Origin of the sequence: Arsenophonus sp. PmNCSU2021_1, assembly GCF_036919435.1 — a bacterium.
In the GTDB taxonomy this organism is placed as follows: domain Bacteria; phylum Pseudomonadota; class Gammaproteobacteria; order Enterobacterales; family Enterobacteriaceae; genus Arsenophonus; species Arsenophonus nilaparvatae.
The window spans coordinates 46,795-58,372 of the sequence record NZ_JAZHPL010000011.1 but is presented as its reverse complement, the minus strand read 5'-3'; the positions used below and the strand labels follow the sequence as shown (position 1 = coordinate 58,372).

Sequence of the window (11,578 nt, the reverse complement as noted above, 5' to 3'; positions counted from 1 at the left end):
AAAAATTTTATTTATGGTTTGGAAAAGCATTCTCATTCACTATTCGATAAAAAGACTCTCCAGGTCTAATCATACCGAGCTCAGAGCGGGATCGCTCCTCAATAGCTTCGCGTCCTTCATTCAAATCGTCTATTTCAGCAAATAAACGTTCATTGCGTACTTTAAATGTCGTATTCAACGTTTCTAGCGCTGCAACTTCACTTTTTATACGCAAATAGTCATGGACACCATTTTTACCAAACCATAGTGAATATTGTAACCAGCAAAACACCGCCAACAATATCAGCGCTAATTTACGCATCGAAGCCCCCTGCAAGACTCATTTATCATCCCACAACTTACCCTATGACGCTACCTATCACAGATAAGTTATTAATAAAAAATTCATAAATAAATATGAAATAGAGTCAAACGGGTCTTTTTATTGACAAAGTATAGCTTAGCTATATATCAAAAAAAAGTTTGTTTTTACCATCTAATAAGTTGATCAATTTAAAATATTTTGTTGGTTAACTGTTTTTTTTATTTAAAGTAAAAAATTATGCTGAAAAATTCTTTCATTCTATTTTATATTTATTAAGTTATCACACAAGGTCAAGATAATAAGATAATATAACCATATCTCATTTTTAAAATGATTAAATTATTTTTAACTCACATAATGAGATTAATTAATCAAAAGTTTCTAATATAAAAAATGCACTCATTCAGATAAAATGTTTGCATTAATATAATTGATAGGTGCCACAATGAGCGCAACAATTTTTAAAGACTTTCAGTTTAAGGCTGCCCATCGACTACCCCATGTTCCCGTAGGGCATAAATGTGGACGTTTACATGGGCACTCATTTATGTTCAGATTAGAATTAACCGGTGAAATTGATCAACAAACAGGCTGGATCGTTGACTTTAGCAATATTTCTAAAGCTTTTAAACCTTTAGGCAACAATTAGATCATCATTATCTTAATGACATAGAAGGATTAGAAAATCCTACTAGTGAAGTTATTTCACGTTGGATTTGGCATAAAATGAAACCCATTTTGCCACAATTAAGTTCGATAATGATTAAAGAAACTTGTAATGTAGGTTGTATTTATCGCGGTGAATAAACCCCGTCCTTTATTTTCAGCACCGATTGGTGCTGAGTACTATTAAGCGATATCTAGATATTTATGCATTTGAACCGATAACCGCCAATTACGTTTAATACAGGTTTCAATACAAAGCTGAGTCGCATTAGCATTTTGACTAATCGGTTGCAAACAAATATGTGGTGCAGGATGATTGGGCTCAAGCTGATTAATCAAAGATTCTAATGCATCAATATCTTTTTGACGTCCGGGATGCTTAATTTCATTTGCTCGATTTGAGCCTGTACATAAATTTGTGTAATTGCCTGATTTTGATATGTTCAATCCAGCATCAAATGAAGGTTAATTTATGGACGAAAAACAATTGCAGGCTCTGGCTAATGAATTGGCCAAAAATCTCAAAACCCCTGACGATCTCAGCCAGTTCGATCGTCTGCTGAAGAAAATCAGCGTTGAGGCGGCTCTCAACGCCGAAATGTCCCACCATCTGGGCTACGATAAAAATCAGCCCAAACCGGGTGCCAACTCCCGCAACGGCTATTCCACAAAGACCGTTACCACCGGCGATGGTCCTCTGGAACTACGCACTCCGCGCGATCGTGACGGTTCTTTCGAACCGCAACTGGTGAAGAAAAACCAGACCCGGATCACCGGGATGGATAACCAGATTTTATCGTTGTACGCCAAAGGGATGACCACCCGCGAGATAGCGGCTGCGTTCAAAGAACTGTATGACGCGGATGTCTCACCGGCGCTGGTCTCGAAGGTCACCGATTCCGTGATGGAGCAGGTTACCGAATGGCAAAATCGCCCACTGGATGCAGTCTATCCTATTGTTTATCTTGACTGTATCGTCCTGAAGATCCGGCAGGACAGTCGCGTCATCAATAAATCCGTGTTTCTGGCCTTGGGTATCAACATCGAAGGTCAGAAAGAACTGTTGGGATGTGGCTGGCCGAAAACGAGGGCGCGAAGTTCTGGCTCAGTGTGCTGACAGAACTAAAAAACCGTGGTCTGAACGATATCCTCATCGCCTGTGTCGACGGTCTGAAAGGCTTTCCGGACGCCATCAACACCGTGTATCCGGAAGCCCGCATTCAGCTGTGCATCGTGCATATGGTGCGTAACAGCCTGCGGTTCGTCTCCTGGAAGGACTACAAAGCCGTCACACGCGACCTGAAAGCCATCTATCAGGCTTCCACGGAAGAAGCAGGCCAGCAGGCGCTGGAAGCGTTCGCCAGCGCATGGGACAGCCGCTACCCGCAGATAAGCCGGAGCTGGCAGACAAACTGGGCCAACCTGGCGACGTTCTTCGCTTACCCGGCAGACATCCGCAAGGTGATCTACACAACGAATGCCATAGAGTCGCTGAACAGCGTGATCCGGCATGCCATCAAAAAGCGTAAGGTGTTCCCGACGGATGACGCAGTGAAAAAGGTGGTGTGGCTGGCAATCCAGGCGGCGTCACAGAAATGGACAATGCCGCTGAGGGACTCGCGTACGGCGATGAGCCGCTTTATTATCGAGTTCGGTGACCGCCTGGACGGTCACTACTGAGAAAAGGCATTTACACAGAATCGTGTACAGGGTCCTCGATTTAACGCTGCCGGCAATATACTAAAACCACCACGCATCGCCACTTTTGGTGATACAGTTACCCAAGTTTTTTCAGAGCAATAAATATTATGTGTCCCACTCGTCTCGATTTGGCATTGATAACCATTTTTTTCTAAATTATCAGTTAATTCGGTTAGATCATATAAACAAGGTTCTCCCCCTGTAATGACAATATGACGAGCGGTATAATTATTCTGTTCAAATAGATCAATAATTTGTTCTGAACTACACGCTGCCCACTCGTCACTTTCGATCTTTTTAGCTAAGATTATCGATAATGGCCGTTGTTGTTGCTTATTTTTAGCCCAAAGATGTTTAGTATCACACCAACTACACCCGACCGGACAACCCTGTAAACGAATAAAAATTGCTGCTACTCCGGTAAAATAACCCTCTCCCTGTATTGTTTGAAAAATTTGATTAATTGGATAATCCATGACGTTCTCTAAAATAACTTAATAATTTGCCTATTATTGCAGATATCTATCCCTAGAACACCTTTCTTTATGTTATGGTTAACAACTTGTGCTTTGTAGTTATCAAAACCATTTAGGTTGTGAACTGGGAGCATATCCAGCACATTAAAAAGAAAGATGGAAAGGCAACACATGAACAATACAAATCAACTTAAACGGGGATTGACTGGCAGGCATATTCGCTTCATGGCGCTAGGCTCTGCAATTGGTACAGGGCTTTTTTATGGTTCAGCTTCAGCAATACAGGCGGCCGGCCCAGCGGTACTGCTTGCCTATATGATTGGTGGAGCAGCAGTTTTTATGGTTATGCGAGCACTGGGTGAAATGGCCGTCCACCACCCAGTGCCAGGTTCTTTTTCTCAGTATGCTAGCCACTATATGGGGCCATTAGCCGGTTTTCTTACTGGATGGAATTATATCTTTGAGATGTTAATTGTCTGTCTGGCCGATGTAACTGCCTTTGGCACTTATATGCGCTTTTGGTTTCCTCAAGTTGAACAATGGATATGGGTATTAAGTATTGTCTTATTTATTGGCGCATTGAACTTGTGTCATGTGAAAATTTTCGGTGAAATGGAATTCTGGTTATCAATTATTAAAGTGATTGCCATTATTGCGATGATCATTGGTGGTGGTGCAATCATGTTATTTGGTTTTGGTCAAGGAACTGAACATCATGCAACTGGTTTATTTAACCTTTGGCAACATGGTGGCTTTATGCCTAATGGTGTAGAAGGAATTATTGCCTCACTAGCAATCGTTATGTTCGCCTTTGGTGGTATTGAAGTGATCGGCATTACTGCAAGTGAAGCTAAAGAACCAGAAAAAACTATCCCTAAAGCCATTAATGCTGTGCCATTGCGTATATTACTGTTTTATGGTTTAACGCTATTTGTCTTAATGTGCATTTTTCCTTGGAATCAAATTGGACAAAATGGCAGTCCATTTGTACAAATTTTTGCCAATTTAAATATCACTTCTGCCGCTAATATCTTAAATATTGTTGTCATTACAGCTGCTATATCTGCTATTAACAGTGATATCTTTGGAGCTGGCCGTATGATGTATGGTATGGCCCAGGAAGGGCAAGCACCTCGTTCATTTATGAAAGTTAGCCGCACTGGTGTTCCCTGGATGACAGTAGTTGTTATGTCGGTAATTATGCTGATCGGCGTTTATCTCAATTATATTATTCCAAAAGATATTTTTGTAATAATTGCCTCTTTAGCCACATTCGCAACCGTTTGGGTTTGGTTAATGATCTTGCTTTCTCAAGTTGCTATGCGCCGTAAAATGAGCGCTGAAACGGCAAGCAAACTGAAATTTAAAGTACCATTTTGGCAGATTGGTCCATTCATCACCATCTTATTTATGGTGTTTGTCATCATGCTGTTAGGCTTTTTCAAAGATACACGCGTTGCGCTGATCGTAGGAATGATTTGGATCGTCTGCTTGTCAATTACTTACTACTTATTTATTAAAAAAGAAAATATATCAATAAAATAGCATTGATAACTAACATCATTATCTGAGTGCAAACCTAATATTTAAAATAGAAATGCTAAATCAGCATTTCTATTTTTTTATTCTCTGATTAAAACTATTTGATACTAAACTTGGCAGAAATGGGATTATGATCAGAAGATTGCGTTTTAATCACTTCTGCATCCAGAAGGGTCAAATTACGATAGAAAACATAATCTAATGGGTAACCAAAGATGATAGTGCGTTCATCAGTGCCAAAATTGACTTCTTTCATCCGTAAACTGCGCGTAAAACGTTTAAGTGCATTTATACGTTGTCGACTCCAGGTATTAAAATCCCCAGCAAAAATCACTGGCCCTTGATGTCTTTTAATATGCTCCCCTATATTGTGTAGTTGCCGACTATAAATATCCACCCCAAAACTAAAATTAACCGCATGAATATTAATAATCATTAAATTTCGGCCATTATGTAATGGATAAACGGTAATTAACGCTGATTTCGGTAACCGAAGTAATGGCTCTTTTTCCCGCAATGGACAACAATAAATTGGATGAGATCTTGCTAACGTCATTACTCCAGAAGCGTGTTGAGGGAAAACAATTGCTGGCACTTGATCAGCAACTAAATGTTGAGATACGACAAAATCAATAAGTTGAGGTGAAGTTTGAGCTTCTTGTAACAGAATCAAATGTTTATCTATAACTAATTTATTTAAAACTGAATACCAGTTTGGGCGTTGCTGCTTATAAATATTCCATGAAACAATGCTTAATTCATCACTTTCTGAGAATAATGGCATCCCTATAGGTAAATAATCATCAAGCGTATATTCAGATACAGGTAAAATACGCTTTGCTGGCTGGCCAGCAATATAACGCACTGAATAAATTTTCTTTGCCACCTCAAATAACCCTTAAAAATCGAATATTTATTAATCTATCCAATACATAGATAATAGATAAAACTCATCATTTAGAAGCATAGTTGCATCTTAAAGTTCAAGAAAAATGAAAATAAAACAACTTCACGAGTTTCGCACGGGCATATAAAATTCTAGAAATGGCTTCAGAACAATAATTAATCTGTAACTTGCTAAGACGTATAAATTTACTTAAATTACAATAAGTTATTTTTAATTTATGAGATTTTTTCTATTTATATATTATGCTGAATTAAACTTAAAAATAGAGCGTTTTTTTATTGGTGCGAAACTCGTGAACTTTATAAAAAATATTTATATATTTAACAAGTTTTTTAATACACAATAAAAAGCCCTGTGATATCTTCACAGGGCTTACTTTCGATATTATTGGCGGTGCGGACGGGGCTCGAACCCGCGACCCCCGGCGTGACAGGCCGGTATTCTAACCAACTGAACTACCGCACCACCCGATTCATTTCACTAACGGTGTTTCCCATTAGTATTAAATTAAAGTCTGGCAGCTCCCTACTCTCACATGGGGAGACCCCACACTACCATCGGCGCTACGGCATTTCACTTCTGAGTTCGGCATGGGGTCAGGTGGGACCACCGCGCTATTACCGCCAGACAAATTCTTTTCTATTTATCCCGTCTTATTTCGCTGCCTTACAGTCTGCTCACCTACCTCAGTAGCGAACACACCTCGGCCTTCAGCAAAATCCGACCAGATTCAGTCTCAAAACAAGCTAAAATTCTCTCTCTCAAAACACCTTCGGTGTTGTCAGGTTAAGCCTCTCGGGTCATTAGTACTGGTTAGCTCAACGTATCGCTACGCTTACACACCCAGCCTATCTACGTCCTCGTCTCGAACACCCCTTATAGGACATTACTGTCAGGGAAGACTCATCTTGAGGCAAGTTTCCCGCTTAGATGCTTTCAGCGGTTATCTCTTCCGCACTTAGCTACCAGGCGATGCCATTGGCATGACAACCTGTACACCAGTGGTGCGTCCACTCCGGTCCTCTCGTACTAGGAGCAGCCCCCCTCAATCTTCCTTCGCCCACGACAGATAGGGACCGAACTGTCTCACGACGTTCTAAACCCAGCTCGCGTACCACTTTAAATGGCGAACAGCCATACCCTTGGGACCTACTTCAGCCCCAGGATGTGATGAGCCGACATCGAGGTGCCAAACACCGCCGTCGATATGAACTCTTGGGCGGTATCAGCCTGTTATCCCCGGAGTACCTTTTATCCGTTGAGCGATGGCCCTTCCATTCAGAACCACCGGATCACTAAGACCTACTTTCGTACCTGCTCGCGCCGTCACGCTCGCAGTCAAGCTGGCTTATGCCTTTGCACTAACCTCACGATGTCCGACCGTGATTAGCCAACCTTTGTGCTCCTCCGTTACGCTTTGGGAGGAGACCGCCCCAGTCAAACTACCCACCAGACACTGTCCTCAGCCCGGATTACGGACCCAAGTTAGAACATCAAACATTAAAGGGTGGTATTTCAACGTTGGCTCCATGCAGACTGGCGTCTACACTTCAAAGCCTCCCACCTATCCTACACATCAAGGCTCAATGTTCAGTGTCAAGCTATAGTAAAGGTTCACGGGGTCTTTCCGTCTTGCCGCGGGTACACTGCATCTTCACAGCGAGTTCAATTTCACTGAGTCTCGGGTGGAGACAGCCTGGCCATCATTACGCCATTCGTGCAGGTCGGAACTTACCCGACAAGGAATTTCGCTACCTTAGGACCGTTATAGTTACGGCCGCCGTTTACTGGGGCTTCGATCAAGAGCTTCGCCTTACGGCTTACCCCATCAATTAACCTTCCAGCACCGGGCAGGCGTCACACCGTATACGTCCACTTTCGTGTTTGCACAGTGCTGTGTTTTTAATAAACAGTTGCAGCCAGCTGGTATCTTCGACTGGCTTCAGCTCCGGATGCTAGACCCTTCACCTAATGCCAGCGTGCCTTCTCCCGAAGTTACGGCACCATTTTGCCTAGTTCCTTCACCCGAGTTCTCTCAAGCGCCTGAGTATTCTCTACCTAACCACCTGTGTTGGTTTGGGGTACGATTAATGATTACCTATCGCTTAGAGGCTTTTCCTGGAAGCTGGGCATCAACTACTTCACCACCTTGGTGGCTCGTCATCACGTCTCAGTGTTGTAGCAGTGCGGATTTGCCTACACTACCCACCTACTCGCTTAAACCGGGACAACCGTCGCCCGGATAGCCTAGCCTTCTCCGTCCCCCCTTCGCAGTAACCCTTAGTACGGGAATATTAACCCGTTTCCCATCAACTACGCTTTTCAGCCTCGCCTTAGGGGTCGACTTACCCTGCCCCGATTAACGTTGGACAGGAAACCTTGGTCTTTCGGCGAGCGGGTTTTTCACCCGCTTTATCGTTACTTATGTCAGCATTCGCACTTCTGATACCTCCAGCAGACCTCTCAGTGCACCTTCTACGGCTTACAGAACGCTCCCCTACCCAACAACATCTAAATGTCGCTGCCGCAGCTTCGGTGCATGGTTTAGCCCCGTTACATCTTCCGCGCAGGCCGACTCGACCAGTGAGCTATTACGCTTTCTTTAAATGATGGCTGCTTCTAAGCCAACATCCTGGCTGTCTAAGCCTTCCCACTTCGTTTCCCACTTAACCATGACTTCGGGACCTTAGCTGGCGGTCTGGGTTGTTTCCCTCTTCACGACGGACGTTAGCACCCGCCGTGTGTCTCCCGTGATAACATTCTTCGGTATTCGTAGTTTGCATCGGGTTGGTAAGTCGGGATGACCCCCTAGCCGAAACAGTGCTCTACCCCCGAAGATGAATTCACGAGGCGCTACCTAAATAGCTTTCGGGGAGAACCAGCTATCTCCCGGTTTGATTGGCCTTTCACCCCCAGCCACAAGTCATCCGCTAATTTTTCAACATTAGTCGGTTCGGTCCTCCAGTTAGTGTTACCCAACCTTCAACCTGCCCATGGCTAGATCACCGGGTTTCGGGTCTATACCCTGCAACTTAACGCCCAGTTAAGACTCGGTTTCCCTACGGCTCCCCTATGCGGTTAACCTTGCTACAGAATATAAGTCGCTGACCCATTATACAAAAGGTACGCAGTCACACCCTTTCAGGTGCTCCCACTGCTTGTACGTACACGGTTTCAGGTTCTATTTCACTCCCCTCGCCGGGGTTCTTTTCGCCTTTCCCTCACGGTACTGGTTCACTATCGGTCAGTCAGGAGTATTTAGCCTTGGAGGATGGTCCCCCCATATTCAGACAGGATAACACGTGTCCCGCCCTACTCTTCGAGTTCACAACACTTACCGTTTCAGATACGGGGCTATCACCCTTTATTGCTGGCCTTTCCAGACCCTTCTCCTGCGGTAAATATTGATGTTGACTCTGGGCTGCTCCCCGTTCGCTCGCCGCTACTGGGGGAATCTCGGTTGATTTCTTTTCCTCGGGGTACTGAGATGTTTCAGTTCCCCCGGTTCGCCTCGTTTGACTATGAATTCATCAAACGATAGTGCATTAATGCACTGGGTTTCCCCATTCGGACATCGCCGGCTAGTACGCTTCATATCAGCTTACCGACGCTTTTCGCAGATTAGCACGTCCTTCATCGCCTCTGACTGCCTAGGCATCCACCGTGTACGCTTCATTCGCTTAACCTCACAACCCGAAGGTGTCTCTTATCAAATAATACACAGGCGTCATGGCTGCGCCGTGCGAAATTTTTTGTTGTGCGGTGCTCGTCATGCTCACGTACTTATGTACGCTGCGCTGACTGCGCGCCTACGCCGCAAATTTCACCCTGCTCGCCATTCCACTCGTCTGCCTATTTGAATAACACTTCAAATTGGAGTTTGAGAGTTCTCCACATTATTTTTTCAATAATGTGTGTTTCAATTTTCAGCTTGTTCCAGATTGTTAAAGAGCATAATTGGTAAACCAACTCACTAAATTGGTTTAATCATTATTGCGTAAAGCACAAACAGTGCACAACACTAAAAGCGTGATGCACCGCCTTTCTAAATCACTAAAGTGGCGTCCCCTAGGGGATTCGAACCCCTGTTACCGCCGTGAAAGGGCGATGTCCTAGGCCTCTAGACGAAGGGGACTTCAAGCTCTTCAGTCAATCTTAAATTGGCTTTACGCGTTATTTCATCAGACAATCTGTGTGAACACTCACATTCCATCTATCTAGGTAAGGAGGTGATCCAACCGCAGGTTCCCCTACGGTTACCTTGTTACGACTTCACCCCAGTCATGAATCACAAAGTGGTAAGCGCCATCCAAAAAGGTTAAGCTACCTACTTCTTTTGCAACCCACTCCCATGGTGTGACGGGCGGTGTGTACAAGGCCCGGGAACGTATTCACCGCGACATGCTGATCCGCGATTACTAGCGATTCCGACTTCATGGAGTCGAGTTGCAGACTCCAATCCGGACTTCGACGTACTTTCTGAGTTCCGCTTCCCATCGCTGGCTCGCCTCTCTCTGTATACGCCATTGTAGCACGTGTGTAGCCCTACTCGTAAGGGCCATGATGACTTGACGTCATCCCCACCTTCCTCCGGTTTATCACCGGCAGTCTCCTTTGAGTTCCCGACACTATTCGCTGGCAACAAAGGATAAGGGTTGCGCTCGTTGTGGGACTTAACCCAACATTTCACAACACGAGCTGACGACAGCCATGCAGCACCTGTCTCAGCGCTCCCGAAGGCACTCCTCTATCTCTAAAGGATTCGCTGGATGTCAAGAGTAGGTAAGGTTCTTCGCGTTGCATCGAATTAAACCACATGCTCCACCGCTTGTGCGGGCCCCCGTCAATTCATTTGAGTTTTAACCTTGCGGCCGTACTCCCCAGGCGGTCGATTTAACGCGTTAGCTCCGGAGGCCACAGTTCATGACCACAACCTCCAAATCGACATCGTTTACAGCGTGGACTACCAGGGTATCTAATCCTGTTTGCTCCCCACGCTTTCGCACATGAGCGTCAGTCTTTGTCCAGGGGGCCGCCTTCGCCACCGGTATTCCTCCACATCTCTACGCATTTCACCGCTACACATGGAATTCTACCCCCCTCTACAAGACTCTAGCTAACCAGTCTTGAATGCCATTCCCAGGTTAAGCCCGGGGATTTCACATCCAACTTAATTAGCCGCCTGCGTGCCCTTTACGCCCAGTAATTCCGACTAACGCTCGCACCCTCCGTATTACCGCGGCTGCTGGCACGGAGTTAGCCGGTGCTTCTTCTGTCGCTAACGTCAATTGCTAAGGTTATTAACCTTAACACCTTCCTCACGACTGAAAGTACTTTACAACCCGAAGGCCTTCTTCATACACGCGGCATGGCTGCATCAGGCTTGCGCCCATTGTGCAATATTCCCCACTGCTGCCTCCCGTAGGAGTCTGGGCCGTGTCTCAGTCCCAGTGTGGCTGATCATCCTCTCAGACCAGCTAGAGATCGTCGCCTAGGTGAGCCATTACCCCACCTACTAGCTAATCTCATATGGGTTCATCCGAAGGTGTGAGGCCAGAACGGTCCCCCACTTTGCTCCTTAGAGATTATGCGGTATTAGCCACCGTTTCCAGTGGTTATCCCCCGCCTTCGGCCAGATCCCCATACCTTACTCACCCGTCCGCCGCTCGCCGGCAAGGAAGCAAGCTTCCTTCCGCTGCCGCTCGACTTGCATGTGTTAGGCCTGCCGCCAGCGTTCAATCTGAGCCATGATCAAACTCTTCAATTAAAAGCTTGATGCTCAAAGAATGTTTTACTGACCGTAACGCCCTTTTGTTCAACCCGCTTTGCCGATGTTTGACCACCTTCGCCGCTGCCGTCCAAAATAACGTTACTGCATATTAGTTCATATATGAATTAACTGTTTGTCACTCTTCAAGACTTTAAAATCAAATATTTTTTGATGATGTCTTGCGAGTGCCCACACAGATTGTCTGATTAATT

At 44.9% G+C, this 11,578-nt stretch carries 4 protein-coding genes, 2 tRNA genes, 3 rRNA genes and 3 pseudogenes; 3 read left to right on the top strand and 9 right to left on the bottom strand.

Going from position 1 to position 11,578, the window contains the following annotated elements; all coding sequences use genetic code 11:
- Positions 1-7: 7 nt before the first annotated feature.
- Entirely contained in the window at positions 8-301 is a 294-nt protein-coding gene (ftsB, locus tag V3224_RS25730) for a cell division protein FtsB (protein WP_032115467.1), read from the bottom strand.
- A gap of 448 nt (positions 302-749) precedes the next feature.
- Here ftsB and queD point away from each other — a divergent pair.
- Positions 750-1,111 (top strand): annotated as a pseudogene (queD, locus tag V3224_RS25725) (6-carboxytetrahydropterin synthase QueD).
- 42 nt (positions 1,112-1,153) lie between these two features.
- Here queD and V3224_RS25720 read toward each other — a convergent pair.
- Positions 1,154-1,417 (bottom strand): hypothetical protein, encoded by a 264-nt coding sequence (locus V3224_RS25720; RefSeq protein ID WP_442891026.1) that lies wholly within the window; start codon positions 1,415-1,417, stop codon positions 1,154-1,156.
- A gap of 25 nt (positions 1,418-1,442) precedes the next feature.
- Between V3224_RS25720 and V3224_RS25715 the strand changes: the two are divergent.
- A pseudogene (locus V3224_RS25715) lies at positions 1,443-2,650 on the top strand (IS256 family transposase).
- 35 nt (positions 2,651-2,685) lie between these two features.
- Here V3224_RS25715 and queE read toward each other — a convergent pair.
- Positions 2,686-3,147: pseudogene (gene queE, locus V3224_RS25710) on the bottom strand (7-carboxy-7-deazaguanine synthase QueE); the annotation flags it as partial.
- Positions 3,148-3,318: 171 nt separating this feature from the next.
- Here queE and V3224_RS25705 point away from each other — a divergent pair.
- Positions 3,319-4,692, top strand: coding sequence for an amino acid permease (locus tag V3224_RS25705; RefSeq protein WP_334473300.1), 1,374 nt, complete (start codon positions 3,319-3,321; stop codon positions 4,690-4,692).
- Positions 4,693-4,786: 94 nt separating this feature from the next.
- On the opposite strand, the gene V3224_RS25700 is transcribed toward V3224_RS25705, so the two are convergent.
- From V3224_RS25700 to V3224_RS25675, 6 genes are all read right to left on the bottom strand, one after another.
- Positions 4,787-5,575 (bottom strand): endonuclease/exonuclease/phosphatase family protein, encoded by a 789-nt coding sequence (locus V3224_RS25700; protein ID WP_334473299.1) that lies wholly within the window; start codon positions 5,573-5,575, stop codon positions 4,787-4,789.
- Between the two features lie 409 nt (positions 5,576-5,984).
- Positions 5,985-6,061 (bottom strand) — tRNA-Asp (locus tag V3224_RS25695).
- A 47-nt stretch (positions 6,062-6,108) separates the two neighbouring features.
- Positions 6,109-6,224, bottom strand: a 5S ribosomal RNA gene (gene rrf / locus V3224_RS25690).
- Between the two features lie 154 nt (positions 6,225-6,378).
- Positions 6,379-9,282: ribosomal RNA gene (locus V3224_RS25685) — 23S ribosomal RNA — on the bottom strand.
- A gap of 373 nt (positions 9,283-9,655) precedes the next feature.
- Positions 9,656-9,731, bottom strand: a tRNA-Glu gene (locus V3224_RS25680).
- Positions 9,732-9,818: 87 nt separating this feature from the next.
- A 16S ribosomal RNA gene (locus tag V3224_RS25675) occupies positions 9,819-11,363 on the bottom strand.
- The 16S, 23S and 5S rRNA genes sit together here with 2 tRNA genes alongside, the layout of an rRNA operon.
- Positions 11,364-11,578: the final 215 nt, after the last annotated feature.

What these genes read in the sequence shown, in the direction of transcription:
- ftsB (WP_032115467.1), bottom strand. Translation starts at nt 301, where the DNA reads ATGCGTAAATTAGCGCTGATATTGTTGGCGGTGTTTTGCTGGTTACAA.
- V3224_RS25705 (WP_334473300.1), top strand. Translation starts at nt 3,319, where the DNA reads ATGAACAATACAAATCAACTTAAACGGGGATTGACTGGCAGGCATATT.